22 protein-coding genes and 1 other annotated feature are annotated in these 26,920 nt (G+C 39.6%); of the genes, 2 read left to right on the plus strand and 20 right to left on the minus strand.

Annotated features, from left to right (window positions below):
- Nucleotides 1–21 precede the first annotated feature (21 nt).
- On the minus strand, nt 22–3,123 hold the full coding sequence (locus D8836_RS08420; RefSeq protein WP_185761623.1) for a DNA polymerase III subunit alpha: 3,102 nt from the start codon (nt 3,121–3,123) through the stop codon (nt 22–24).
- 288 nt (nt 3,124–3,411) lie between these two features.
- On the opposite strand from D8836_RS08420, the gene D8836_RS08425 reads away from it, so the two are divergent.
- Entirely contained in the window at nt 3,412–5,694 is a 2,283-nt protein-coding gene (locus D8836_RS08425; RefSeq protein WP_125393712.1) for a Xaa-Pro dipeptidyl-peptidase, read from the plus strand.
- 471 nt (nt 5,695–6,165) lie between these two features.
- On the plus strand, nt 6,166–6,636 hold the full coding sequence (locus D8836_RS08430) for an arginine repressor (protein ID WP_020902899.1): 471 nt from the start codon (nt 6,166–6,168) through the stop codon (nt 6,634–6,636).
- Between the two features lie 44 nt (nt 6,637–6,680).
- Here D8836_RS08430 and D8836_RS08435 read toward each other — a convergent pair whose 3' ends face one another.
- The 19 genes from D8836_RS08435 to D8836_RS08525 all read right to left on the minus strand — a co-directional run.
- Nucleotides 6,681–6,839 carry a hypothetical protein gene (locus tag D8836_RS08435; protein WP_049546460.1) on the minus strand — a complete coding sequence of 53 codons (159 nt, stop codon included), beginning with the start codon at nt 6,837–6,839 and terminating at the stop codon, nt 6,681–6,683.
- A 9-nt stretch (nt 6,840–6,848) separates the two neighbouring features.
- Nucleotides 6,849–8,159 (minus strand): GTPase ObgE, encoded by a 1,311-nt coding sequence (gene obgE, locus D8836_RS08440; protein ID WP_125393713.1) that lies wholly within the window; start codon nt 8,157–8,159, stop codon nt 6,849–6,851.
- Nucleotides 8,160–8,222: 63 nt separating this feature from the next.
- Nucleotides 8,223–8,357: a DUF4044 domain-containing protein gene (locus tag D8836_RS08445; RefSeq protein ID WP_049499369.1), complete on the minus strand. Its 135-nt coding sequence runs from the start codon at nt 8,355–8,357 to the stop codon at nt 8,223–8,225.
- 58 nt (nt 8,358–8,415) lie between these two features.
- Nucleotides 8,416–8,592, minus strand: coding sequence for a PspC domain-containing protein (locus tag D8836_RS08450; RefSeq protein ID WP_125393714.1), 177 nt, complete (start codon nt 8,590–8,592; stop codon nt 8,416–8,418).
- 29 nt (nt 8,593–8,621) lie between these two features.
- A complete protein-coding gene (locus tag D8836_RS08455; RefSeq protein WP_125393715.1) occupies nt 8,622–9,947 on the minus strand; it encodes a glycosyltransferase family 4 protein in 1,326 nt (441 codons plus the stop codon).
- Between the two features lie 15 nt (nt 9,948–9,962).
- Nucleotides 9,963–11,006: an alpha-galactosylglucosyldiacylglycerol synthase gene (gene cpoA / locus D8836_RS08460; RefSeq protein WP_185761624.1), complete on the minus strand. Its 1,044-nt coding sequence runs from the start codon at nt 11,004–11,006 to the stop codon at nt 9,963–9,965.
- Nucleotides 11,007–11,121: 115 nt separating this feature from the next.
- Complete coding sequence (locus D8836_RS08465) at nt 11,122–11,451, minus strand: metal-sulfur cluster assembly factor (protein WP_000331925.1); 330 nt, start codon at nt 11,449–11,451, stop codon at nt 11,122–11,124.
- Between the two features lie 14 nt (nt 11,452–11,465).
- Nucleotides 11,466–12,575, minus strand: coding sequence for an RNA polymerase sigma factor RpoD (gene rpoD / locus D8836_RS08470; protein ID WP_000201905.1), 1,110 nt, complete (start codon nt 12,573–12,575; stop codon nt 11,466–11,468).
- Nucleotides 12,576–12,577: 2 nt separating this feature from the next.
- Nucleotides 12,578–14,338: a DNA primase gene (dnaG, locus tag D8836_RS08475; protein ID WP_125393716.1), complete on the minus strand. Its 1,761-nt coding sequence runs from the start codon at nt 14,336–14,338 to the stop codon at nt 12,578–12,580.
- An 89-nt stretch (nt 14,339–14,427) separates the two neighbouring features.
- A complete protein-coding gene (locus D8836_RS08480; RefSeq protein WP_125393717.1) occupies nt 14,428–15,186 on the minus strand; it encodes an ABC transporter ATP-binding protein in 759 nt (252 codons plus the stop codon).
- Nucleotides 15,183–16,049 (minus strand): ABC transporter permease, encoded by an 867-nt coding sequence (locus tag D8836_RS08485; RefSeq protein ID WP_125393718.1) that lies wholly within the window; start codon nt 16,047–16,049, stop codon nt 15,183–15,185. The genes D8836_RS08480 and D8836_RS08485 overlap by 4 nt, the downstream gene beginning before the upstream one ends.
- A 75-nt stretch (nt 16,050–16,124) precedes the next feature.
- Nucleotides 16,125–17,120, minus strand: a complete 996-nt coding sequence (gene trpX, locus D8836_RS08490) for a tryptophan ABC transporter substrate-binding protein (RefSeq protein WP_125393719.1) — start codon at nt 17,118–17,120, stop codon at nt 16,125–16,127.
- A 112-nt stretch (nt 17,121–17,232) separates the two neighbouring features.
- Nucleotides 17,233–17,451: a binding site (T-box leader), on the minus strand.
- 96 nt (nt 17,452–17,547) lie between these two features.
- The gene (gene ppc, locus D8836_RS08495; RefSeq protein WP_125393720.1) at nt 17,548–20,244 is read right to left on the minus strand and encodes a phosphoenolpyruvate carboxylase; all 2,697 of its coding nucleotides are present in this window, start codon (nt 20,242–20,244) and stop codon (nt 17,548–17,550) included.
- Between the two features lie 24 nt (nt 20,245–20,268).
- Nucleotides 20,269–21,492: a cell division peptidoglycan polymerase FtsW gene (gene ftsW, locus D8836_RS08500; RefSeq protein ID WP_125393721.1), complete on the minus strand. Its 1,224-nt coding sequence runs from the start codon at nt 21,490–21,492 to the stop codon at nt 20,269–20,271.
- 160 nt (nt 21,493–21,652) lie between these two features.
- On the minus strand, nt 21,653–22,591 hold the full coding sequence (gene prsA, locus D8836_RS08505; RefSeq protein ID WP_004254642.1) for a peptidylprolyl isomerase PrsA: 939 nt from the start codon (nt 22,589–22,591) through the stop codon (nt 21,653–21,655).
- Between the two features lie 66 nt (nt 22,592–22,657).
- Nucleotides 22,658–23,371 carry an O-methyltransferase gene (locus D8836_RS08510; RefSeq protein ID WP_125393722.1) on the minus strand — a complete coding sequence of 238 codons (714 nt, stop codon included), beginning with the start codon at nt 23,369–23,371 and terminating at the stop codon, nt 22,658–22,660.
- A 1-nt stretch (nt 23,372) separates the two neighbouring features.
- Nucleotides 23,373–25,175: an oligoendopeptidase F gene (pepF, locus tag D8836_RS08515; RefSeq protein WP_125393723.1), complete on the minus strand. Its 1,803-nt coding sequence runs from the start codon at nt 25,173–25,175 to the stop codon at nt 23,373–23,375.
- 18 nt (nt 25,176–25,193) lie between these two features.
- Nucleotides 25,194–26,147 carry a competence protein CoiA gene (locus tag D8836_RS08520; protein WP_125393724.1) on the minus strand — a complete coding sequence of 318 codons (954 nt, stop codon included), beginning with the start codon at nt 26,145–26,147 and terminating at the stop codon, nt 25,194–25,196.
- A 275-nt stretch (nt 26,148–26,422) separates the two neighbouring features.
- Nucleotides 26,423–26,920, minus strand: a 498-nt coding sequence (locus D8836_RS08525) for a DUF1542 domain-containing protein (protein WP_142999080.1), incomplete at its 5' end; no start/stop codon positions are given.

A 26,920-nucleotide genomic window follows, 5' to 3' on the forward strand; every position in this document is an offset into this window, starting at 1 on the left:
ATTCTTCTATTTTCCGTAATTTTAGCGATAAATCGTTTTCATAACGATTTCATCCAATTTCACTTCTAATTCATCAGATTTAGCTACAAAATGGTTGGGAGAAACAATTGTTCTCTGTTCCTCTTCATACCTGATAATGACTGGGATTGGGCCTTTATACTGGTCTAAAATACGTGACATCTCTTGATCCGAGTCATGATTCTTCACCTGAATCCAGAAGCGTTCAGCCACTGCTTCTCTTATTTCTTGTGCAATCATTTGCAGACGACCGTCACGTGACTGGACTTTCCCTTTGATATAGTAGAAGGCTCCTTCTCTTACTTCCTGTCCAACCTGTCGATATAAATCTGAAAAAAGTGTAACATCCAATTTTTTCTTACTGTCATCTACCTGTAAGAAAGCCATGTTTTCGCCCTTTTTGGTACGAATTACTTTTATTTTCTGAACTTCAACCAAAATAATAGCGTAGCTATTTTCTGACAAATTTCCAATTGGGGTAATCGGATAAATAACCTTACTTGCAATAGCTTGTAGAGGATGTTTGCTCACGCCTACTCCTAGAAGCTCTTGTTCCATGTAGAATTTTTCTTGCTCCGACCAGTCCTCCGAATCTTGCCAACTATAAATGGTCTCTCCAAATAAGCTTCCTAATACTTTCACAAATTCAAATAGATTAGCTAAATTATTGAATACTTTTTTACGATTTTTTTCAAATAAATCGAAAAGACCAACTTTTACCAAAGGTTCCAGCAAAGGAAGTTTCAAATAATTCTCAGGTAGTTTAGCTAAAAAATCTTCAATATTAGAATAAGGTCTATGTTCAATAATCCAAAGCGCCAAATCCTTGCTGAGCCCCTTAATTGATTTCAAACCTAGATAGATAGACTTGTTGGCAATTTTATCGTGATAGGGAATAGTATTGATGGACAATGGGGCTACTTCAAAACCTGCTTCTAAGGCATCTGTTACATAATCACTGTTGGCAGAATTCAACATAATCTGATAAAAGATGGCTGGATAATGTGTTTTAAAATAAGCCAACTGGAAGGCCAAGGCTGAGTAGGCATAGGCATGAGATCTATTAAATCCATAACCTGCAAACTTCTCCATAACATCAAAAACCTGCTCTGCTTTTTCCGCAGTATGACCAGCTTCTAATGCTCCCTGAATAAAGGAAGCCCTCATCTCATGCATAGCAGAGGCATCCTTTTTACCCATAGCTCGACGCAAAATATCGGCCTTCCCAAGACTAAATCCAGCAAATCGCTGGGCAACCTGCATAACCTGCTCCTGATAGAGCATAATTCCGTAAGTTGGAGCCAAAATATCCTCCAGTACTGGATCCAGAACCGTCACTCCTTCTTGCCCATGCTTTCTTGCCACAAAATTATTGATGTAGTCACTTGCACCTGGTCGATTTAGGGAAGTAGTTGCTACGACATCTTCAAAACAGACTGGTTGAACACGCTTGAGTAGGCGAATGGCACCAGGTTGCTCAAATTGAAAGATACCTTTTGTATTACCAGACGCAAACAAAGCTAGGGTGTCTTTGTCTTCCAAATCAATTTCTTCAATTTTAAGGTGAATACCTTCTGATTCAGCAAGCAACTCTTGCATTTTCTGGACAAATGTCAAATTTCGCAATCCCAGAAAGTCCATTTTCAATAGCCCGCTAGATTCAACTCCATGAGCATCATACTGAGTCAGTGGAATTTCGTCACCATGCTTTAGAGGGATGTAATTGGTTAAATCTTGGTCACTAATTACAACACCAGCTGCATGGACAGAGGTTTGTCTTGGATATCCCTCAATCTTGCAGGCAATTTCAAAGGCTTTTTGGTATTCTAACTTACTATTGATTTGCTGACGAAACTGGAGGTTACCCTCATAAGCCGACTTGAGATTATCACGAAAACTGATTTTCTTAGTAATTGCAGATAATTCATACTCTGGCACACCAAAACGTTTCAAGACATCACGTAAAGCTTGCTTGGCCCCAAAGGTAGAAAAAGTAACGATTTGAGCCGCATGTTTACTACCATATTTATTACCAACATATCTGATAAAATCTGGACGATAAATATCTGGAATATCAATATCAATATCAGGCATGGTATAGCGTTCACGATTGAGGAAGCGTTCAAAAATCAGATTTTTCTCTACTGGGTCAATCCCTGTAATGTCTAAAGCATAGGAAACCAAGCTACCAACTGCGGAACCTCGTCCCATTCCCATATAGTAACCATTCGAACGTCCAAAACGCAATAAATCCCAAACAACCAAAAAATAATCATCAAAGCCCATATCATGAATAACAGCCAATTCTTGGTCTAGACGGTCTTGATATTCTTTACCAGTTAACCCCTTCTGAGCAAGCCCCAATTCAGCACGTTCTCTTAATTCTTCTACTGCTGGTCTAGCTGGGTTAAAACGAGGCAGTTTCAAACTAGTATCCAAGTCATAAGAAATACCTGAAATAAGCTTTTCTAAGTTTTCCAAGGCTTGAGGAAAACGTTCTTGGAATAGTTTCTCTAAAGAACTTGCTGATATAAAAACATCTTGTCTCGAACGCAAGGGAACTTCTCTGAGTGGTAGATTTTCTTTAATCGCTGTTAATACTTGAAGAACTTCTCTATCCTTACTTTCAAATGTATTGACCCGATACAATGGCAAAATAGGATGATGAAATTCGCTTGCTAGTGTTTCTGGGTAAACCCCTATATAGTAATCACAGCCTAGATTTAACAACTCAAGTTCTTCAAAATAAGGCACAATTACAGCAATATCTTCAAGATACTGAGACAGAACCGACCAAGTTTTCTCCCCCTGCATCTTAGCTGTTGAAAGTTTCATCAACTGCTGGTAGCCCACACTAGATAGAGCTAAAAAGCGCAGATTTACATCTTTATCATCTACAAGGACATTCATTTCAAGCCCTAACAAAGGATGAACTCCATATTTTTTTGTAATCTCTAGAAAGTCAAAAGCCCCATAAAGATTGTCAATATCCATCATAGCCAGATGAGTGTATCCATAGTCTTTTGCTACTCTCACATACTTGGCGATTGAAATGACACTCTCCATAAAACTATAGACTGTTTTTGTATCTAGTTGTGCGATCAATTTACACTTCTCCTCTATCGTTCTCACTATATTATACCATTTTCTTTAAATTTCTATTACTATTACTGATGCTTTAATATCTAATAACTCAAATCATAGTTGAATAGACAATCCTTGCTCGATTTTCAATAGCATCACTAATATTGTTGTATTTAAGCTTATCATTTTACATGTTTATTTCATAGACACTTATTTTTATTTATGATAATTTCTTTTAAATTTTATAGTTCCTTTTCTCTCTATTTTTTGATATAATAACCTTAATATATTTCATAAATAGGAGGTTTTATGCGTTTTAATCAATTCAGCTATTTTGCGCTACCTAGAGATACAATTATCTTTGAATTAAAAAAGTATGGATTCGATTTACCGGTCAACATTACAAATAAAAAAACGCTTGAAGCGTTTCTTATTCGTTTCTTTTTTAATTACAAAGATAGCACCTATCCCCTATCCAGTTTAGCAGTTGATAAAGAAACTGACTTACTGACATTTTTTCAGTCAGACAAAGAACTGACTGCAGATATTTTCTATACTGTAGCCTTTCAACTCTTAGGTTTTTCCTACTTGATTGACTTTGAAGACAGTGATGTTTTTCGTAAAGAGACTGGTTTTCCCATTGTATATGGTGACTTGATTGAAAATCTCTATCAGTTACTCAATACTCGCACCAAAAAGGGAAATATCCTGATTGATCAACTGGTAAGTGATGGTCTTATCCCTGAAGATAATACCTACCACTACTTTAACGGCAAGAGTTTGGCTACTTTTTCTAGCCATGATGCCATTCGAGAAGTCGTTTACGTTGAGTCTCGTGTCGATACTGACCAAAAAGGTCTTCCAGACCTAGTCAAGGTCAGCATTATTCGTCCTCGTTATGACGGGCAAATTCCTGCTATCATGACAGCAAGTCCTTATCATCAGGGAACAAATGATAAAGCCAGCGATAAAGCTCTTTACAAGATGGAGGGCAATCTCGAGGTTAAACCTGCTCACAAGATTGAGCTAGAGGAACCTCAACTAAATCTCGTCCAACCTCAAGGTCAAGCTGAGCTTGTGTCAGAAACTGAGGAAAAGCTAACGCACATCAACGCTAGCTATACTCTCAACGACTACTTCCTTCCACGAGGTTTTGCCAATCTGTATGTCTCAGGTGTTGGTACCAAAGACTCTACTGGTTTCATGACTAACGGAGACTACCAGCAAATCGAGGCTTATAAAAATGTCATCGATTGGCTTAATGGCCGTTGCCGTGCTTTCACTGACCACACGCGCCAACGTCAAGTCAAGGCTGACTGGTCAAATGGAAAAGTAGCTACAACTGGACTTTCCTATCTAGGTACCATGTCCAATGGTCTTGCCACTACTGGTGTAGATGGCTTAGAAGTCATTATTGCCGAGGCTGGCATTTCATCTTGGTACAACTATTACCGTGAAAACGGTCTGGTAACTAGCCCAGGTGGCTATCCAGGTGAGGACTTTGACTCCCTTGCTGAGTTAACCTACTCTCGTAATCTCTTGGCTGGCGACTTTATTCGTGGTAATGAAGCTCACCAAGCTGATTTAGAAAAAGTAAAAGAGCAGTTAGATCGCAAATCTGGTGACTACAATCAATTTTGGCATGACCGCAACTATTTGCTCAATGCTGATAGAGTAAAGGCAGATGTTGTCTTTACTCACGGTTCTCAGGATTGGAATGTTAAACCACTTCATGTTTATCAGATGTTTCATGCTCTTCCTGCTCACATAAACAAGCATCTCTTTTTCCATAATGGCGCCCATGTGTACATGAACAACTGGCAGTCCATTGACTTCCGTGAGTCTATGAACGCCTTATTGACTAAGAAATTACTGGGACAGGAAACGGATTACCAACTTCCTACTGTTATCTGGCAGGATAATACAACTCCTCAGACTTGGTTATCACTTGATAACTTTGGTGGCCAAGAAAACTTTGAAACCTTCGCACTTGGTCAAGAAGAGCAAGTTATTCAAAACCAGTACTCAGATAAGGATTTTGAGCGTTATGGTAAGACTTACCAGACCTTCAATACAGAACTCTATCAAGGGAAAGTCAATCAGATTACTATTGACCTTCCTGTGACCAAGGATCTCCACCTGAACGGTCGTGCCCAACTCAATCTTCGTATCAAATCCAGTACAAATAAGGGGCTCTTATCTGCCCAACTGCTAGAATTTGGACAGAAGAAATACCTACAACCTTATCCAGCTGTATTAAGTGCTAGAACCATTGACAATGGTCGCTACCATATGTTGGAAAATCTCTGTGAATTGCCATTTCGTGAAAATGAACAACGAGTCGTGACAAAAGGTTACCTTAATTTACAGAATAGAAACGATTTACTGTTAGTAGAGGATATTACTGCAGATGAATGGATGGATATCCAATTTGAACTGCAGCCAACTATTTACAAGTTAAAAGAAGGAGATACTCTTCGTCTAATTCTCTATACTACTGACTTTGAAATCACCATCCGTGACAATACCGACTACCACTTGAGTGTCGATCTTGAACAGTCTACACTTATCTTACCTTGTCAAAAGGTATAATGTAACAGACATTCAAGATGGAAAAATTTCCATTTGAATAGTCTAATGAAACATAAATTTGGTATCAAATTCAGTCCAAAGAACAGATTATACTAGCCCCGCTGCTGAACCTTGGACAAATGATACTAACACCCCTAATCAACATGTGTAACCCTCTATCATACACGCTACCACACCACATGTTGGACAATCTCTGTGAATTACCGTTTAGTGTAAATTCACAAAAAGCCGTGACAAAATGCTACCAAAATTGAAGGATTTACTGTTAGTAGAGGATACCAATGTAAATAAACGGATAAATAGCCAATTCATCTGCACCAAACTAGTGACAAGTTAAAAGAAGGAGATTATCTCCGTTTAGTCCTATACTACTGACTTTCAAATCTTCATACGTGACAATACCGCTTACCACTCGACTGACGATTTCGATCAGTCCACGCTTTCTGTACTTTGTACAAGGAGTAATATTTTATGAATAAATCTGAACACCGACACCAACTCATACGAGCTCTTGTAACGAAAAACAAGATTCATACTCAAGCTGAGCTACAAGCTCTTCTTGCTGATAATGATATTCAAGTTACACAAGCTACACTTTCGAGAGATATTAAAAGTATGAACCTCTCAAAAGTACGTGAAGAAGACAACTCTTACTACGTGCTCAATACAGGCTCTATCTCAAAATGGGAAAAACGTCTCGAAATTTATATGGAAGATGCTCTTGTCTTGATGCGCCCAGTTCAACACCAAGTCCTACTAAAAACCCTTCCTGGACTTGCGCAATCCTTTGGTTCAATCATTGATGCACTAAGTTTCTCTGACGCTATCGCTACCCTCTGTGGTGATGATGTCTGCCTTGTCATCTGTGAAGATGCAGAAGCTGCTCAAAGATGCTTTGAAGAACTGAAAAAATTCGCTCCACCATTTTTCTTTGAAGAATAACAAAATTCCGTGTCCTGATGAGGCACGGAATTTTGTTATATTCTTTACTGAGATGGATTTTCTTTTTTAGTTCGTGCTAATCTCAGAGCACGATTTGGATTGAGACGATTAAATAGTTCTTCCAATTTCTTTTCATTCCAAACATCTGCGGCGGAAACAAAATTGCCATCCACATCTCGGAAAGATATCGGTTTATCTCCCATACCAGTCTCCTAGTCTACAAATTCAAACTCAAATTTACCAATGCGGACCAAATCGCCATCTTTAGCACCACGAGCACGAAGGGCTTCATCAATCCCCATACCACGTAATTGACGGGCAAATTTCATGACTGATTCGTCACGATCAAAGTTGGTCATATTGAAGAGTTTCATGAGTTTTTCACCAGAAAGTACCCACGTTGCATCGTCATCACGACTAATTTCAAAGGCTTTTTCTTCCTCGTCAAATCCATAGTAAGCTTCTTCTTCCATATCTGACTCGTCGTAGAGCAAGAATTCTGGTGTCTTGTCTAATAATTCAGCTGTAGCATCCAAGAGCGTAGCTAGACCTTGCTTGGTCAAACCAGAAATTGGGAAGATAGCTGGTAAGTCTTCAAATTCATCGTAGTTTTCAGCCAATTTTTTCTTGAATTCTGCAAGATTTTCCTGACTATCAGGCATGTCCATCTTGTTTGCCACGATAATCTGCGGACGCTCCATGAGGCGAAGATTGTATGACTCCAGCTCTTTATTAATAGCTAGGTAGTCCTCATAAGGATCACGGCCTTCGCTAGCTGACATATCAATGATATGGAGTATGACACGGGTACGCTCAATATGACGGAGGAACTGGGTCCCCAGACCAACACCTTGACTAGCTCCTTCAATCAAACCTGGTAAATCAGCTACTGCAAAAGATTCACCTGATTGAGTACGAACCATACCTAAATTTGGCACAATAGTGGTAAAGTGGTAGGCACCAATTTTAGGTTTAGCTGAGGTGATAACACTTAGAAGTGTTGATTTCCCTACAGATGGGAAACCAACCAAACCAACATCCGCAAGGATTTTAAGTTCCAATTGTAACTCACGTTCCTGACCTGGTTCTCCATTTTCAGAGATTTCCGGTGCAGGATTTTTTGGGGTCGCAAAGCGGATATTTCCACGTCCACCACGACCACCGTGGGCAACGATAAATTCTTGACCATGTTCAATCAAATCTGTCAAGACCTTGCCAGTCTCGGCATCACGCACAGTTGTTCCTTGTGGCACTCGAACTCTAAGGTCCTCGGCACCACGACCATGCATCCCTTTGGTCATTCCTTTTTCACCAGAATCAGCCTTGAAATGACGATTGTAGCGGAAATCCATGAGGGTACGTAGTCCTTCATCTACAACGAAAACTACATTTCCTCCACGACCACCGTCACCACCCCAAGGACCGCCATTAGGGACATATTTTTCACGGCGAAAGGCAACCATACCATCGCCACCATTTCCAGCCTTGACCTTAATCTTAGCTGTATCTAAAAACATACTCATTTTTTCTTCTCACTTTAAAAAAGGGCTGGGAAATCCCAGTCACAAAATTTTCTTGAATCTATTTTATAGATTACTAAGGGCACCAATAGCAGTTGCAAAAATACCCAAAATACTTGCTAATAGCATAATAACTACGATAATTAAAGTTAATTTCTCAAAAAAGGTTTTTTTACGATTTCCATTATCTCCAAATGCCATTTTTCTCTCCTTCATTACATTCTATTTTCTATTATCTTAGCATGAATTCAGCTAGTTTTCAATAGTCAGTTGCTACAGGTGCGATGATCCATAAAATGATATAAGCTACAATCCCAGCTCCGTAACAGCAAGCAAGAACACCCCATATTACGCGAACGATAGTTGGATCCATATCAAGATAATGGGCCACTCCGGCACAAACACCCGCAATCTTTTTATCAAGACTACTTCTCATTAATTGTTTTTTCATGGCTGTTCCTCTTTCTATTCCTCATGGTCTTTCCAATAATCTCTTATGCTGATTAACTGCGTTTTTGAAGCCTTCAGCATGCGTCTAGAGCCTTTTACGGGCACAGCGACCACCTGTTGCGGTAGATACAAAACTGTCTTAAAGATTCGCTGACTAACCGTATCGTCTTTAGCCAAATCTTTCTGGAAGTTATTTGAAATAATGGCATCCAGATAAAACTCATGCACTCGTTTTCCAAAATTCTCAGCTGAAATCTCGTACAATTTCTCTGATAAGGTATGCTCATTCATATCTGGCGTTGCAATCAGGGCTTCTAAAATAGCTCCAGCCAAATCATGTTCTCCATAATACAAGGTTCCAAACATTTTATCACTGATAAGATTGTCCAGATAAGGATTTCCATGTGCAATGACAGGCGTTCCACTGGCCAAGCTTTCCAAGTAGGTCAAGCCTTGGGTTTCACTTGTCGATGCTGAAATGAAGAAATCCGCTGCCTTATAGTAAAGAGCCGTCTCACTAGGAGCAACCATCCCTGTAAAGATGACTGAGTCTTGAATCTCTAGTTTCTTGGCTTGCTCTTTAAGGTCATCCAGATAAGGACCATCCCCAGCAACCACCAGTTTGACCTTGTCTTCCTCTTTCAGAACTTCTGCAAAGGCTGCTAATACTGCCTGAATATTTTTTTCATAGGAAATTCTGGAAAGACTAAGCAACATCTTTTCATCATCTTGAATCCCCAGTTTACTACGCAGTTCTATCAAATTTTCCTGCTTTATTTCCGGACGCTCAAACTTAGCTAACTCAATACCAGTTGGAATGACCCGTTTTTCAACCTTGACCTTATAGTCAGATAGCAAGTCACGAACAATCTCACTCGGGCAAATAACCCCATCCACATCGTGTAAAAAACCTCTAACCAGATACTTAACCATGCTAGGACGAATCAACATCCCCTTGGCAATATAATGCACATAGTCTTCATACTGGGTGTGATAGGTATGGATGACCGGAATCTTCAGTTCTCGCGCAATCCAAATCCCCAACAAGCCAAGAGAAAATTCTGTCTGAGTATGGATAATATCCAGCTGATACTGTTTAGCAATTTCCAGTGCTTTGCTGAAACCTCGGTAGGCAAAGCGGCGATCCTTAAAAGCAAAGAAAGGAACACTTGGAATGCGGATAATTTGCCAATCTTCATAACGATTGACATCCTTATCTGTCGTCGTAAAGATAAAAACAGCGTGCCCTTGCTTTTCAAGTTCTGTTTTCAAGGTTCGAATACTGGTCGCAACACCTGAAACCTGAGGAAAATAGGTATCTGTAAATAAACCAATTCGCATAGATTACCTCTCTTTTTACTTTCTCCCTAAAGCGGCTTGTTTCTCATAAAAGTCCAACCAAATTTGTAACAGATGCTCTTCAGAATACTCTCTAGAAATATTTTTAGCCTTTTCTTTAAGTTCTTTTAAGGCAACAGGATTTGCTTGATATTCTAAAATAGCTTCTTTCATCTCTTCTCTATCTGCTGTCGCCCGATAATTTCCCTCCAAAATTACCTTATAGAGATCCAAATCACGCAACATAATCGGAGCTTCACAACTAGCAGCCTCTAAAATAGTCATAGGAAATAGCTCATTATAACTAGGCAACAAGAAAAGATTCGCTAGGGCATACAATTCGCGCATCCGCTCTGGCGATACAATACCTGGAAAAATCAAATTTTTAGGTGGATTCTCCATGATTTTCTTGTAACGTTCATAACCATCTGTCATACCACCAAAAGAGAAACCACCTGCCCAGATAAAGGTAATTTGCGGCAATTCCTCAGCCAGACGGATAAAGTCATCAATCCCTTTGCGTTTCTGAACCTGACCAGCTCCTACTACGATAAACTGATTGTCACTAAGACCTAGCTCTGTTCGCAATCTGACTACTTCTTCTTGCGGAAGAGGATGCCATTTTTCCTTGTTGACAAAGTTAGGGATATAGGTCACTTTTTCACGTGGAATACCAGCTGCCACCAAATCCTCAATAAACATAGGATTGACCACAACCAAGTGCTCCATCCGGTTGTAAAAAGAAAATACATAGCGTTTCACAATTCCCTTTAAGAAAAATGGAATTTTCAAACTCCCCTCAAGTGTATCAGGCAAGAAATGCACATAGCCAATTTTCCTTCCTGAGCGTTTCTTTTGGAAGGTTGATAAATAATAGGGGAAATCAATGGTATGAAAGTGAGTCACATCGGCTTCGATTGGAAGATTTTCTGTAACAATCAATTGGTCCTTGGCATCACGGTGAAGAAGACGAACTAATTCACGGTAGGCACCTGAAACTCCTTGTCCTGCTACTTTCTCACTTGAACTCAACATATTGATGCGTAATTTCTTTTTTTCCATAACTACTATTATATCATTTTCTTTGAATAAAATCAGCAAAAGAAAGGAGAGACTAGAGGAAAAGAGGGGGAAATTTCCTCACTTTTCCAACGGTCTCTCACATGCTTTTATAGGTTTACTTAATGCCTAGGGCAATGCGTGCATAGCGACTCATTTTTTCAACGGTCCAGGCTGGATACCAGACTAATTTGACCTCAGTATCCGTTACTTCTGGAACCTCTGTCATGGCATCATAAATCTGGTCTGTCAAAAGGTCCGCTAGGGGACAACCCATAGTTGTCAACGTCATATCAATCTCTGTTTGCCCTGTGTCGCCGTCAAAACGAATCTCATAAATCAAACCAAGATTGACAATATCGATTCCCAACTCAGGGTCAATCACTTCTTCCAAGGCTGATAAAATTCGTGTTTTGATGTTTTCAATTTGCTCTTCTGTATAAGCCATATTTATCCTCACTCTTAGTCTTCAATAAAATCACGAAGCGGTTTGCTGCGACTTGGTTGACGAAGTTTTCTCAAAGCCTTGGCTTCAATCTGACGGATACGCTCACGGGTTACATTAAAGACTTTACCTACATCTTCAAGGGTCCGCATTTTACCATCATCTAGTCCAAAACGTAGACGCAAGACGTTTTCTTCACGGTCTGTAAGAGTATCCAAGACCTCATCCAGCTGCTCACGCAAGACGATACGAGTTGTGTAGTCCACTGGATTTTCAATCACTTCATCTTCGATAAAGTCCCCAAGGTGGCTATCATCCTCTTCACCGATTGGTGTTTCAAGAGATACTGGTTCTTGGGCAATCTTCAAGATTTCACGAACCTTGTCTGGAGTCATATCCATACGTTCAGCAATTTGTTCTGGCGTTGGATCTTGTCCCAATTCTTGAAGGAGATTACGCTGTTCACGAACCAATTTATTGATGGTTTCAACCATGTGGACTGGAATACGAATGGTACGAGCTTGGTCCGCAATAGCACGAGTGATAGCCTGACGAATCCACCAAGTTGCATAAGTTGAGAACTTAAATCCTTTAGAATAGTCAAACTTGTCAACCGCCTTCATCAAGCCCATGTTTCCTTCTTGAATCAAGTCGAGGAACTGCATACCACGGCCAACATAACGCTTGGCAATGGAAACAACCAAACGAAGGTTGGCTTCCGCAAGACGTTGTTTGGCTTCAATATCGCCAGCTTCAACAGCCAGTGCCAATTCTTTTTCCTCTTCATTGGTCAAGAGAGGAACGACCCCGATTTCTTTCAAGTACATACGAACAGGGTCATTGACCTTAGCCGAAGTTGATCCAATCAAGTCCTCATCGCTGAGTTCTGGCTCTTCTTCTGCACTAAGCACACGCGCACTTGGATTTCCTTCGTTATCTGTGATTGAAATCCCTGCATCCTGAATTCGTTGCAAGAGATCTTCAATCCCATCAGCATCCAAGGTAAAAGGAACAACTAGACTAGCATTGATTTCATCATCTGTTGCTGTCCCTTTTTGTTTATGATTACGGATAAATTCTGCTACTTGTACGTCAAATGTTGTTACTTCTTTTTGTTTTGTTGCCATTATTACTCCATTCTTCTCTTTTGGGAAATTAAACGTTCCAATTCTTCTAGGGCTGTATCGGTATCTCCTACATGGCTAGCTTCCTGCACCTTCTTTTTAATTCTCATATTGTCCTGATTCAAGAGAGCCTTGTTTCGAGTCGTCTCTACTTCACTAAGTTCCTGCGGTGACATCTCAGCAGGTAAATCCTGAGCTAAGACTTGATACCAAGCTCTTTCAACTTCCTCTGTCTGTTCTGCTAGAACTTCTGGAGGAAGATTGCCATACTGACCAAGCAAGTCATATAAGACCTGAAATTCAGGTGTGTCAAATGCAAAATCTTCTCGCAAACGGTAATCATTCAAAATAAGGGGAGATTCCATCATTCGATAAAGTAGATGGGCTTCTGCCCTCATAATAGCTGATAACTGCTTGGTGACAGGCATGGTGATTGGCGTCGGTCTGGAAATTCCTTCCATGCGATTCTGCCTTTGCGCCTGACGACTCTCATTAACAATCTGCTCAATCTGGGCATAATCAAAGGACGCCAGACTGTCAGCTAAAATATGAATATAGCTGTTTTGAGCGGTGATGGACTTTTCTTGAACAATCAAGGGAGCTATTTTTTCAATAAACTCAATCTGAGCCTGCAAATTCTCACTATTTTCAGGTTTGTACTGGTGAATGTAGAACTCAATCGGACTAATACGAGTTTTCGTTAATAGATAGGCCAAGTCTTCTGGTCCATTTTTTTGTAGATACTCATCCGGATCCAAGTTATCAGGCATGCTGACGATCTGCACAGGCATATCACCAATTTCGTCCAGCGCTTTCAATGTCGCAGCTTGCCCAGCCTTATCGCCATCGTAAACAAGAACCAACTTCTTGGTTAGCCTTTTCAGATGCTCAACATGCTCACGACTCAAGGCCGTTCCCATGGACGCCACAGCATTTTCGATTCCAGCCCGATAGGCTGCAATAACATCCATGAATCCTTCCATCAGATAAATCTCACTGGCTTTTCCAGAAGATTTTTTTGCCCTATCCATATGATATAATTCGTAACTTTTGTTAAAAATTGCAGTCGATCGGCTATTTTTATACTTAGAAGTTTGTGAATCCGTTTTCTGCCAGATACGACCTGAGAAGGCAATGACCTTTCCCTGGTCATTTGTCAGGGGAAACATAATCCGATTGTGAAAGGTGTCTACAAATTGATTAGCATCCGAGAGATAAAACAGTCCCGAATCCAAGAAATCCTCATCACGATACTGACCAGACAAACGTTGATAGAGATAGTTTCGTTCTGAAGGTGCTAAACCAATCCGAAAATGCTTGAGCACTTCATCTGTCAAACCACGCTGATAAAGGTAGTTTCTGGCCTCCTCCCCCATGGTCGTTGTCATAAGAATAGCATGATAAAATTTGGCTGCATCTTCGTGCATATCATAAAGAGCTTGGTGGGGTGAAGCTGGCTTCTGTTCACTATAAAGCGTTTTTTCCACCTCTATCCCGACACGCTGACCTAAGATCTGGACAGCCTCCATAAAGGGAACCCCTTGGTACTCCTCGATGAACTTAAAGACGTCACCTGAGCGACCACAACCAAAACAGTGGTAAAACTGCTTATCCTCTACAACGTTGAAAGAAGGTGTTTTTTCACCATGAAAAGGACAGAGCCCTAGATAGTTCCGTCCTGCCTTTTGTAAAGAAATCACATCTCCTATGACTTCCACAATGTTGGCATTGTTTTTGATTTCTTCAATGACTTGTTTGTCAACCATACACAATACCTCCATGTTATCATAGTTTACTTTATATAGTATACTTTATTTCAGAAAAAAAGTAAACCATTTCACTCATTTTCCCTACTTTATTCAAAGAGCTGATAATAATCAGAGATTTTCATCTTAGCTTTTTCTTCATTATTGAGGTCATGAATTATCCGTCCTTCTTTCATGACAATCAAGCGATTGCCATATTTGAGAGCATCTTCCATATGATGAGTAATCATAAGAGCTGTCAGCTGATCTTTCTTGACAAATTCATCCGTCAATTCCATCAAAGCGACACTTGTCTTTGGATCAAGGGCTGCAGTATGCTCGTCTAACAAGAGTAATTCAGGGCGCTTCAAGGTTGCCATCAAGAGACTCAAAGCCTGTCTTTGTCCACCTGATAAGAACTCAATCGGTGTATTCAAGTGTTTCTCAAGACCGTTTCCCACTTTTTCAATGGTTGCCTGAAACTCATCCTTATAGCTAGCCAGACGTCTCGGAAACAGTCCACGCTTTTCACCACGAAACTTGGCAATCAAGAGATTCTCTGCCACTGTCATACGAGGAGCTGTCCCCATCTTGGGATCTTGGAAGACACGAGACAGATACTTAGCGCGCTTCTCTGGTGAAAACTTAGTAACATCCTCACCTAAAATACGGATAGTTCCACTGGTTAGTGATAAAGTTCCAGCAATGGTGTTAAAGAGAGTCGATTTCCCAGCACCATTTCCACCTAAAATCGTGATAAAGTCCTGTTCAAAAATTTCTAAGGAAACATCATTTAAAATAATCTTTTCTTCATCAAAGCCATTTTTAACGATTTTGGTTGCATTTTTTAATTCTACAATAGCTGTCATTTGCTTAACTTGGCTCCTTTCAAGATTGTTTGCTTAAATGTTGGAATCATGAGGCAGATTGCTAAAATCACGGCGCTGTACAAACGAAGGTAACTTGTATTAAAGCCAAGCGCAATAACTGCCCACACTAAGAATTGATAGGCAATAGAACCTACAACGATGGTAACCAGACGTTCTGCTAAGCTCAAACTCTTAAAGATAACTTCTCCAATAATCAAACTTGCAAGCCCCACAACGATAACCCCGATTCCTCGAGATACATCGGCATACCCTTCTTGCTGGGCAATGAGAGCTCCTGCAAGGGAAATCACACCATTTGATAAGACCAAGCCCATGAGCTCCATGCGCCCAGTATGAATCCCGAAACTTCTAGCCATATCAGGATTGTCACCTGTAGCAATATAGGCTTGTCCGAGTTTGGTGTCCAAGAAAAAGAGCATGAGAGCAATGACAAGACTGACAAAGATAAGACCTGTCAAGAGTTGGTTCAAGTCTGAATCAAAAGGCAAGACATCCTGAATTTGCTTGGTTCCAAGCAATCCTAAATTTGCACGTCCCATAATCAAGAGCATGATAGAGTGACAAGAAGTCATCACCAAAATCCCTGAGAGCAAGGTTGGGATCTTCCCTTTTGTATAAAGAAGGCCTGCTGCCATTCCAGCCAAACAACCTGCTCCTACAGCAACAAGAGTCGCTAAAAATGGGTTCACGCCTTTGGTTATCAGAGTGACAGCAACAGCTCCCCCAAGAGGGAAGGAACCTTCTGTTGTCATATCTGGAAAGTTCAAAATCCTAAATGTCATAAAGATCCCCAGACCTAAAATAGCCCAGACAAATCCTTGAGAAATAATAGATAGTATCATCTGTTTCTTAACCTTTTCTATATGATTTCTATTGTAAAAAATTGGAGGAGATGTCCCCAACTCCTCCATTACAGGTTATTCAATCACTTGTCCTGCTTCTTTTAGAACAGATTCAGGAATCGTAATACCTAGCTCTTGTGCCAATTTTTTGTTAATCACTGACTTACCAGTTGAAAAGACATTAACTGGAGTATCAGCTGGTTTAGCACCTTTCAAGACTTCCGCAATCATTTTACCAGTTGCCACACCAAGGTCGTGTTGGTCAACTACAACTGATGCCAAACCACCAGCTTCTACCATGGCAGTTGCACTTGGGTAGATTGGTTTTTTAGCTGATTGGTTGCTTGATACAACAGTTGAGAAGGCTGAAGCAATTGTGTTATCAATTGGAACCCAGATAGCATCGACCTTGCTAGTCATAACGTTAACTGTTGAAGCAATTTCATTTGTTGAAGGAACTGCAAATGTTGCCACTGTCAAACCTGCTTTTTCAGCATAAGCCTTAAATTCTTCTACCTGTGTTTTTGAATTGTCTTCGCTGCTTGAGTAAAGAGCTCCGATTGTTTTCACATTTGGTGTCAAAGCTTTGATGAGTTCAACTTGTTGTTGAGCTGGATTATGGTCAGACACCCCTGTGATGTTGCCACCTGGTTTTTTCAAATCTTTGACCAAGTTAGCACCAATTGGGTCTGTAATAGCAGCCATGATAACCGGTAGATCTTTTGTTGCACTAGCCAAACCTTGAGCAGCTGGTGTTGCAATACCAACCACAAGGTCATTCCCATTTGCAACCAATTGTTTACTCATTGTCGCAACCTTACTTTGGTCACCTTCTGAGTTCATAAAATCAATTTTAACTTGGTCATCTTTATAACCTTCTTCTGCAAGTCCATCTTGAATCCCTTTATAAATCAAGTCAAGAGAGGGATGGCTCACAAACTGAAGGACACCAACTTTGGCAATTTTCTTTTCATTTTTAGCTTCTGGTTTATTCATTGAAGAGTAAATTAGACTTCCTGCTACTAAGACTGCTAATGCAGCGATAATTCCAATTAAACGTTTATTTTTCATGCTATTTCTCCTTTTTATTTCCTTTAAAATACTTCACTTATCTAAACAAGCGACACCATCGTTTTCTTTCCATACTAACCTCCATCAAAAAAGTCCTCACACAAAAAACTTGTGTGAGGACGTCGATGCGCGGTACCACCTCAATTATAGGGAATTTCCCTATCGCTCTGTCTCGCAATAACGAGATGCACTGTAAGGTGTGCTCACCGAATTTTTATGATTTCAAATTCTACATAACATCCAGCCCAATTTTCATCATCATCACTTATCTGTTTTCAGCTACCACAGACTCTCTAAAAAGTTTATTATGATTACTTTTCTGAATGGTTAAATTATATCATTTTTCAACTACTTGTCAAGACTCTTTTAGCATTTTTTTAAACTATTCAAAAACTTCCCCTATAGAAAAGAGGAAGTTTGATAGGTATCAGCCTGAATTACGCAATCCTGTCGCAATTCCGTTGATGGTTGTATGGATTAATTTTTCTTGATCGCTTGATAATTCTCCTCGACGTTGACGTTTAATCAACTCCAACTGGATATAGTTGAGGATATTAAAGTAAGGCATACGGTAATCCAAACTTGCTTTTAGATATGGATTTTCAGCCAAGAGTTCATCGTAACCTTCGATAGCCAAGATAACTTCTTTGGTGACTTGCCATTCATTTAGAATAGTCTCATAGATTGCTTTTACTTCTTCATCCTCACACAGTTTGGCATATTCAAAAGCAATGTTCATATTTGATTTTGACAAGACCATATCAACATTTGAAAGAAGCGATTGAAAGAAAGGCCAGTTTTGGTACATATCTCGTAAGATAGCGATATTCTCTGGATTTTTATCGATAAATTCCTTGAAGCTTGAACCAACCCCATACCAGCCAGGGAACATGACGCGACTTTGCGACCATGAGAATACCCAAGGGATGGCTCTCAAACCACCGATTTCAGTAATAGTCTTACGAGCGGCTGGACGAGAACCAATGTTAAAGCTTGAAATAGCCTTGATTGGACTTGACTCGAAGAAATAATCATAGAAATGGTCATTACCAAAGACTAAATCACGGTAGATATCGTAACTACGGTCCACCACTTGATCCATAATGGCTTCATATCGATTGGATGTATTGGTATCACTCTTCTTCTGAGTAATCATACGGTTAATAGCTGCAGATACTAGCATTTCAAGGTTATAGTAGGCAGCATCTTTGTTACCGTATTTATTGCCAATTACTTCACCCTGCTCCGTCAAACGGATACGATCCTTGATTGATTTAAGCGGTTGAGATGTGATAGCTTCATAGGTTGGTCCACCACCACGACCGACAGTACCACCACGGCCATGGAAGAAGGTAACCTTAACGCCAAATTCATCTCCAATAGCAGTCAATTGTTGTTGAGCCTTATAGAGGGTCCAACATGATGAAAGATAACCACCATCTTTATTACTATCAGAGTAGCCAAGCATGATTTCTTGGTAGTTATTGCGCGAAGCAATCCATTTCTTAGCAAGAGGAAGAGAAAGGTATTCTCTCATGGTTTCTTCTGAGTGGTCCAAGTCTTCAATTGTTTCAAAGAGAGGAACAATTTGGACACGGGCTCTTTCTTTATCAACTAACCCTACTTCTTTTAGCAAGATAGCCAATTCCAACATGTCTGATACGCTGGTTGCATGTGAAATGATAGTCTGACGAATGACATCATCTCCCAACTTATCTTTCAACTTACGAGCGGCCTTAAAGATTGCTAATTCTTTTTCAAGTAACTCTGATTTTTCAACATGAGTGGCAGAAAGAATACGTGGATCTTCTTCTAATTCTTTCAAAAGAAGCTGGCATTTTTCTTCTTCACTTAGTTCACTATAATGCGAATGAATTCCTGCTGATTTCAAGAGTTCGGCCACACAAGCTTCATGAACACTAGAATCTTGACGCATGTCAATAGATGCCAAATAGAAACCAAAAATTTCAACTGCCTGAATCAGCTCAACAAAATCACCAGAAATCAGTGCTTCACCCTTATTTTCCATGAGGGAATCACGAATGGTAATTAAATCCTTATAAAAATCATTGGCCGTTTCATAGCGAGCTCCAACTTCCTTATCTTCAATCAGATAAGTTTTTGTTGCTTGGATTTTTGATTGAATATCAAACAAGGCACGACGATAAAGTTCTTTTTCACGATAAATAGAGTTGTCCTTGGATTGACGAGCCATTTCTCTGACTTGCTTGCTAACATTGACGATACTAGTCGAGAGGGAGAATTCACGATAAAGTTGGTAAATCTTTTCATCATAGTAGTTCATGATGACTTCACACTGGGTCATAGCAGATTGTTTCAAGGTATCTGCTGTAACAAAAGGATTCCCATCACGGTCTCCACCAATCCACATTCCCATGGTAATTGGTTTAGGATGTTTCAACTCCAAACCGTGTTTTTTAGCCAGACGCTTGTACTCAGCAGTCAAATGAGGAACTGCCTTCAGGAATGAACTATTGTAGTATTCCATAACATTCGTGATTTCATTGGTTACTTTCAATTTCTTTTCACGAATCATATCTGTCTGCATGATAATCTCAATGTAACGACGGAGATCATTATGCCATTTTTCCTTATTAATCAAGCCTAATTTCACATCACGATACTTACGCAAAAGGGTATGGATATGGTTGGTCAAATCCAACATACTCTTACGTTGCACTTGTGTTGGATGAGCAGTCAAAACAGGGACAACATTCAAGTGTTCAAGAATTTCAACCGCATTTTCTTTTTCTGCAACCATTTTGATTGTTGCTGATAATTTTCCAAGATAATCTTGATCAATATTATTTTGGTGGTTGATTTCATAGGCCAAATCCACGTCTTCTGAAATATTAATTAAGAGGGGTAAGATAGAGAAATAGCGTGAAATATAAGCCATTTCATCATTTGAAAGACTAGTAACCAGTTGGTTCAAGCCCTGATAATCTTCTTGAGTTGATAATTCTTTCAACTCCATGATTTTTGCAAAAGTCTCTGGGGCAAGCATATTTTTAGTGATATCTTCTAACAATTCTGTTAAAATCAATACTTCTTCTTGCACGACAGCTTTATTACTATAGTTTTCTAATTTTTGAAGAGACATAGGTCATCCTTTCCGCTATCAACTCTACATATAGTTTGATGAGTGAGTTTCTAACTCCTCATACAATTGGGCACGTTTTTCACTTGCATCAATATTTAAGACAAAGGCGATGGCTACAGACAAGACCAGAAGACTATTCCCTCCTTGCGATAAGAAGGGGAAGGTTACTCCTGTCGAAGGAATAATGCCAGAAATTCCACCGATATTGACGAATACCTGTACCAGCATCATCCCCCCAACCCCAATCGCCATCATGGAATTAAAGGGATTCTTAGCACGAATACCGACTAGGATAATCCGCAAAATCAGGAAAAAGACAAGGGCTAAAATCAAGCTGGCTCCCACAAATCCAAACTCTTCAATGACAATTGAAAATACAAAGTCTGTATGAGCCTCTGGTAAATAACCACGTTTTTCGATTGAATTTCCTAAACCTAGACCAAACCAGCCACCATTTACCATGGCAAAGTAGGAATTAGCAAGTTGGTGGCCTGCTCCTGCCAAATCGGCAAAGGGATTAAAGTAAGCACTGAAACGCTTAGCAACGTAACCAAATACTGGAACTTTTGAAAACTTATCAACCCCAATCATAGAAATAGCTGATAAGGATAGGGCTGAAACTCCAAACAATACACCAATAAATGCTATAAACCAACGATGAGCAATCCCACTGACTGTATACATAATCAAGGCGACCAGAGCTAGGATAGTCGCATTCCCCAGATCTGGGAAAATAGCCAAACTTCCTATCATTACCAAGAGGACAAAACGCCAATCATTAAAAGCTCGAGGAATCCATTGATTTTGAGTTAAAACTTGAAAATCGTAAATACCAATTTCATCCTGTTGTTTTGAAAAACGTTGGGCCAAGTACCAGACGATGATAATCTTCAAATACTCCGCTGGCTGAATGGTCAAAGGTCCTACTGAAATCCAACCATAGGCTCCATTGACTGGCGTACCAATTAAGCGAGCCAGAGCTAAGAGAATCAGCTCAACAAACATAACAATAAATAAAAGTCGTTCTTTTCTTAAAAAATTCAGTTTCAGCTTATATATCAAGGCAATCAATATTAAACTAAATATCCAAAACATTCCCTGACTTCGAACCAATTGGAGGGCACTTTTACCTTCTTCAATAAGAATGGCACTGGTTGTAGAATAGACTACAATCAAACCCAAAATAGATAAAAGTAAGTAAGGAACTAGAATAGAATAGTTTAACAGGTGCCTCTTACTAATCTTCATAGTATCACCAATCTAATGAGAACAAAAGAAATTATTCCCAAATTCCGTTTATTTTCTAGTTTTGATTGCTATTATACCATTTTTTCCGAAAGAAAAAAACTCTTACCCTTAAGATAGAAGATTTTCTCATAAGAAAAAGAGCACTTGGCTCTTTTCTGTTTTATTCTTTTGAAGAACTGCTTGAGCTTGAATCTCCACCACCGATGTATTGAGTGAAGATATTTTGGAAGGCTTGATCTTTAACCTTGATATTGGCTGCTTGCAATTCTTTTCCGATAATACTTTGAACAAATGATGCGTCGTTTTGTTTTTGAGTTAAGATAACAGTTTTTAATTTTTCTTTGTAATCGTCAATATTAGATGATTTTTCTGTTTTCTTAATCAGTTTAACAATGTAATATTGACTGCTGTAGGCTTGTGTTCCAGTAACGCTAATCACATCAGAAACACCGTTTACATCTAAAGCAAAAGCAGCTTTTTTAACTTGTTCTGGTACTTCTGTTGAAGCAGAATCAAAAGTGATTTCTCCACCATTCGCTTTAGTTTTCTCATCTGTTGAATTATCTTTGGCTAATTGAGCAAAGTCTGCATCACTAGCTTTAGCTTTTTCAAGAATTTCTTTAGCTTTGTCTTCATTATCCAAACGGATAATTTGAGCAGTCACATCAGGAGTGTATTCGTCAAAGGCCTTCTTGTAAGCATCATCTGTCAATTCAGCTTCTGCTGCTTTCTTAACTGCCAACTCAACCAATTTACTTGTACGAATTTGAGCTTTACGTGTTTCAAGAGTCATTCCTGCTTGCGATAAGACACGTTGGTAGTTCTCACCATATTGTTTCTCTTCTTCGGCAATAGTATCGTTGACTTCTTTGTCATCTACTTCTGAGCCATATTGCTTCTCAAATACTTTTTGGATGGTCATGTTCAACAAGACTTGTTGTGCTGAAGGGTTGCTTTTCACTTGCTCATAAAATTGATGTTCTGTGATGACATCCCCTTTCATGCTGATAAGATCTGCTCCTTCTGAACCTTTCGAACAAGCTGCTAAAGTTGCTACTGATAATAGTGTAATGGCACCTGCCAATAGTTTTTTCTTCATGTCTACTCCTTTGAGATAAGTATTACCCTATCTATTTTACTATATTTTCTTAAATTTTTCTGAAAATCATTCGCTGTCAGGCAATTGAACATCTGCTACATTTTTACGAAGCATGAGAATGCCGTCTCCCAGAGGTACTAGTGTTGCGGTGAGTCCTGGATTGTCTAAGGTTGCATCAAATAGTCTTTGAAGTCCTCTGTAAATAGTTCGCTGGCCACGACGGACTTCCATAATATCCTTGGCAACATCACCACCTTGGAAAATATCATCCAAGACAACCACACCAGCGACTTCCAAATGTTTGAGGATTTCTGGCAGAAAGACGATGTATTTAGACTTAGCAGAATCCATAAAAACGAAATCATAGGATTCTATCAAGGTAGATAAGACATCTACCGCATCTCCTTCTAGTAGTGTGATTTGCTTACGACTGTCAAACTGGGCGAAATTTTCCTTGGCAAATCTAATCATCTCTGGATTGCGGTCAATGGTTGTAATCTTGGCATTTGGCGCATGTTCTGCCATCAAGAGGGCTGAAAACCCGATGGCCGTCCCAATTTCCAGAATGTTTTTAGGCTGCATGGTTTCCATGAGAAAACGGAAATAAGCAACCGTTTCATGGGGAATAATGGGAATATTTTCCTTGCGTGCAAAGTCTTCCAATTCTTTCAAAGATCCTGTGACTTGCTTTTGGCGCTGACGCATCAAGTCCACAATTTCTTCCTTGACGACAGGGCGACGCATGTTATGGTTGGCATTTTTACTATACGATTCAACCATCTTATGCAAATCCTAATTTTTCAACAAGGGCTTCAAACTCATCCAAACGACGTTCAAAGACTGCAAAGGCATCGTTGAGGTAGTCTTCCTTCTCCATATCAACACCAGCTTTTCTCATGACATTAAGTGGATAATCAGATTTACCAGCCTTAAGGTAGTCAATATAACGGTCACGGTCTTCTTGACTGCCATGGACAATCTTTTCAGCCAAGGCTGAGGCTGCTGCAAAACCAGTTGAATATTGATATACATAGTAGTTATAGTAGAAGTGTGGAATGCGAGCCCACTCGTATTGGATTTCAGGATTGTCTTCCTTACTCAAACCATAATACTCTTGGTTCAAGTCTGCGTAGAGTTTATTTAAGAAATCACTTGTCAAGACTTCTCCATTTTGGTCTGCTTGATGGATTGCGTGTTCAAACTCGGCAAATTGAGTTTGGCGGAAAACTGTTCCACGGAAACCGTCTAGGAAGTTATTGAGAATAGCAAAGCGCGTTGCATCATCTTCCACTTCTTCCAATAATTTCTCCGTCAAGATATTTTCATTGGTCGTTGAGGCAATCTCAGCCAAGAAGATAGAGTAATCCCCGTAAACATAAGGCTGCGTTTCACGAGTATAGCTTGAATGCATACTATGACCTGTTTCATGGACAAGAGTAAAGAGATTGTCTAGATTGTCCTGCCAGTTAAGGAGCATAAAGGCATTTGTATCGTAAGAACCACCAGAGTAGGCCCCTGAACGCTTGCCTTGATTTTCATAAACATCAATCCAACGCTCGCTAAAGGCACGTTTAACACGGCTCAAGTAATCCTCACCCAAGACTGCCAAGGCATCTTCTGCTTTTTTCAAGGCTTCTTGGTAGGTAAAACTGTATTCAACAGATGAAAGTGGTGTGTAGACATCGTACATCTTGAGGTCTGAAATTCCCAAGATTTTTGAACGAAGTTCAAGGTAACGATGCAAGAGGGGCAAATGCTTACGAACTGCTGCTACCAAATTGTCATAAACACTCTCTGGGACAAAATTTGCTGCAAGAGCTGCATGACGAGCACTCTTGTAGTTGCGAACTTTTGCTCGGTAGTTTTGGACCTTAACATTGGTTTGCAAGGTTTTGGCATAGGTATGTTGGAATTGTTCATAAGTTGCATAAAGAGCTTGATAGGCACCACGACGCACCTCACGATTTTTAGACTCCATCAAACGTATGTAAGTCCCATGAGAGAGTTGAACTTCCTTACCATCATCGTCAAGAACATAAGGGAACACAATATCCGCATTGTCCAAAATAGCGAAGGTTTCACTTGCCGAACCAAAGATTTCCCCAGCTCCAGCTAATAATTCTTCTTCACGTTGTGAAAGAACGTGTTCCTTGCCTTGCAAAAGCTTGTCAAAATAGTGTTGATAAACCTGCAATTTTGGCTGAGCTTCTAAAAAGTCAGCATACTGCTTTTCACTGATTTCCATAAATTCGGGTTCATAGAATGAAAAGGCTTGGTCTAGCTGGCTATAGAGAGTCATGGCCTTGGCATAGTACTCTTGATACTTGGCTTCACGTGTGTCCTGGTCATTTTTCATATGAGCATAAACGTAAAGCTTCTCCATTTGGCGTTCCATTTCAAGAGAAAATTCAGTGATTTCTAGTAAGTTATCCGCACTATCCAAGAGATGACCTTCATACTGGGCTACTGTCTCCAATTGTTCTGTTAAATCTTTTAAGGCTTCTTCCCAAGCCTGGTCAGTTGGGTAAATCGTTGATAGATCCCATGTATCTTTTTCATTTATTTCATGTCTTTGTAATACCATTAGATTCCTCCATCCTTTCTATTCTACCATATTTTTTAAGAAATATTGCTGATAAAAGGCTGGCGGATAAAGCTTTTGCCAATCATTTTGAGGATTTTCTTGATAATAGGTTTGAAAATACTGATAATAGCTGGTCAAATCCTTCTCAATTTGGCAAAAATCACCTACTAGTGGTCGAATTTGTGGATACCATTCTTTTAAGCCATAAGTCAGGAGATTTTCTCCCTTTTGATAGGCTTCTGCTTGTTCTTTCATCCAAAAGGGATTTTGATAAAACAGTTGTTGCCGGATATAGCGACAGATGTCCTTGTCCTGAGAAACTGTAAAATGAGATATTTTTTGTTTCTTATAGGGAAGACGTAATATCTCCAGTAGACTACCGTGACCATAGGGAAATTTCTTAATCTGATAATGGAGTTTACCTCGGAGATCTTGGTGAATCAGGTATTTGAGTCTTAAAACTTGTTTTTCACTGTCTAATTCCCAAACATAAAAGCCCATGTTTTGACTGAAATAGAGAAAACCTTCTTGCAGACGAGTCAACCGCTCCTTGAGCCAAAGTTTTTCTCCCAGCAACCACAGTACTTGGTAACCCTGACTACGATAGCCCTCACTACGCTCTTTAAGAACTTTTTGAGGCAAGGGACTACATTGAACCTCTAAAGCTAGATTGCCATTTACAAACACATCTGCAATCTGTTTAAGCTCTGGAAGAGGGTATTCTAATTGCACCTCTGCCTCTTTTTTCAACCAGTGATAGAGGACTTCCTTATTTGCTAAGTGTTCTGGACTTTCATTTTCAAAGGAATAATCACAGTCTTTTAAAGATTTATGGGCAAAATGGGTCCGTACACTTGCTCCTTGCCGCAAACGTAGCTGACCTCCACAAGCTGGGCAGGTGTATGCTTGCTTCTCAAGCTTATCCTCTAACACATTTACCAACTGTCCCCTAGCATCTCTCGCAACAAACATGATTTCCCTCCTTTTCTATATTATTCGTAAAAATTAATAATCGTATTTTTAATTATCGAAGATGTGAACTAAGATATTAGGAAAGTCAAATTAATTTCTAACAATGCTTCAGAAGTCATGTCCTACTATTCCAGTTTCGATACCTTATATAATTGACAAAGAAACAAAATCTCCTAGCAATCAATGGACTACTAGGAGATTTTTTAAGAAATTCTATATAAGCTATAAAATCAAATACAAATTTTACTAAAAGATTAGATTAGTTCATATATAAATTATACTTCTTCATCTTCTTTACGACGACGGCCTACAAGACCTAGACCAAGTACTGCACTTGCGGCAGCTGCTACCATAGCTACAGTAGAATCTGCTGTACCTGTATTTGGCAATTCTTTAGATTCTTTACGCACATTTGCTTTAACTGCTACTGTTGGGGTTACAGCTTCAATTGCTGCTATACCGTCTGTTTGAGCTGTTGCTACTCCTGCATTGTCAGTTGCTGCGTCAATTGCTTGATTTGCTTTTGTTGCTGCGTCTTGTGCTGCTTGTTTAGCCGCATCTTTTTCTTCTTTCGTTGCGTTTGGAGTACCTTCAAGTGCTGTTAATTTTTCTGCTAATTTTTTCGCTACTTCAGCTTTAGCCGCTGCTTTAACTGCTACTGTTGGGGTTACAGCTTCAATTGCTGCTATACCGTCTGTTTGAGCTGTTGCTACTCCTGCATTGTCAGTTGCTGCGTCAATTGCTTGATTTGCTTTTGTTGCTGCGTCTTGTGC

The organism is Streptococcus mitis, from assembly GCF_003942995.1.
GTDB classification, from domain to species: domain Bacteria; phylum Bacillota; class Bacilli; order Lactobacillales; family Streptococcaceae; genus Streptococcus; species Streptococcus mitis_CV.

Bases quoted from the DNA above. Each gene is read 5' to 3' on its own strand.
- D8836_RS08435 (WP_049546460.1), bottom strand. From the start codon at position 6,839: ATGGGAGATAAACCGATATCTTTCCGAGATGTGGATGGCAATTTTGTT.
- trpX (WP_125393719.1), bottom strand. From the start codon at position 17,120: ATGAAAAATAAACGTTTAATTGGAATTATCGCTGCATTAGCAGTCTTA.
- D8836_RS08480 (WP_125393717.1), bottom strand. From the start codon at position 15,186: ATGACAGCTATTGTAGAATTAAAAAATGCAACCAAAATCGTTAAAAAT.
- rpoD (WP_000201905.1), bottom strand. From the start codon at position 12,575: ATGGCAACAAAACAAAAAGAAGTAACAACATTTGACGTACAAGTAGCA.
- D8836_RS08455 (WP_125393715.1), bottom strand. From the start codon at position 9,947: ATGCGAATTGGTTTATTTACAGATACCTATTTTCCTCAGGTTTCAGGT.
- obgE (WP_125393713.1), bottom strand. From the start codon at position 8,159: ATGAGTATGTTTTTAGATACAGCTAAGATTAAGGTCAAGGCTGGAAAT.
- D8836_RS08430 (WP_020902899.1), top strand. From the start codon at position 6,166: ATGAATAAATCTGAACACCGACACCAACTCATACGAGCTCTTGTAACG.
- D8836_RS08445 (WP_049499369.1), bottom strand. From the start codon at position 8,357: ATGGCATTTGGAGATAATGGAAATCGTAAAAAAACCTTTTTTGAGAAA.
- D8836_RS08465 (WP_000331925.1), bottom strand. From the start codon at position 11,451: ATGGCTTATACAGAAGAGCAAATTGAAAACATCAAAACACGAATTTTA.
- ftsW (WP_125393721.1), bottom strand. From the start codon at position 21,492: ATGAAGATTAGTAAGAGGCACCTGTTAAACTATTCTATTCTAGTTCCT.
- D8836_RS08485 (WP_125393718.1), bottom strand. From the start codon at position 16,049: ATGATACTATCTATTATTTCTCAAGGATTTGTCTGGGCTATTTTAGGT.
- D8836_RS08510 (WP_125393722.1), bottom strand. From the start codon at position 23,371: ATGGTTGAATCGTATAGTAAAAATGCCAACCATAACATGCGTCGCCCT.
- D8836_RS08520 (WP_125393724.1), bottom strand. From the start codon at position 26,147: ATGTTTGTTGCGAGAGATGCTAGGGGACAGTTGGTAAATGTGTTAGAG.
- prsA (WP_004254642.1), bottom strand. From the start codon at position 22,591: ATGAAGAAAAAACTATTGGCAGGTGCCATTACACTATTATCAGTAGCA.
- pepF (WP_125393723.1), bottom strand. From the start codon at position 25,175: ATGGTATTACAAAGACATGAAATAAATGAAAAAGATACATGGGATCTA.
- dnaG (WP_125393716.1), bottom strand. From the start codon at position 14,338: ATGGTTGACAAACAAGTCATTGAAGAAATCAAAAACAATGCCAACATT.
- ppc (WP_125393720.1), bottom strand. From the start codon at position 20,244: ATGTCTCTTCAAAAATTAGAAAACTATAGTAATAAAGCTGTCGTGCAA.
- D8836_RS08450 (WP_125393714.1), bottom strand. From the start codon at position 8,592: ATGAGAAGTAGTCTTGATAAAAAGATTGCGGGTGTTTGTGCCGGAGTG.
- cpoA (WP_185761624.1), bottom strand. From the start codon at position 11,006: ATGGAAAAAAAGAAATTACGCATCAATATGTTGAGTTCAAGTGAGAAA.
- D8836_RS08425 (WP_125393712.1), top strand. From the start codon at position 3,412: ATGCGTTTTAATCAATTCAGCTATTTTGCGCTACCTAGAGATACAATT.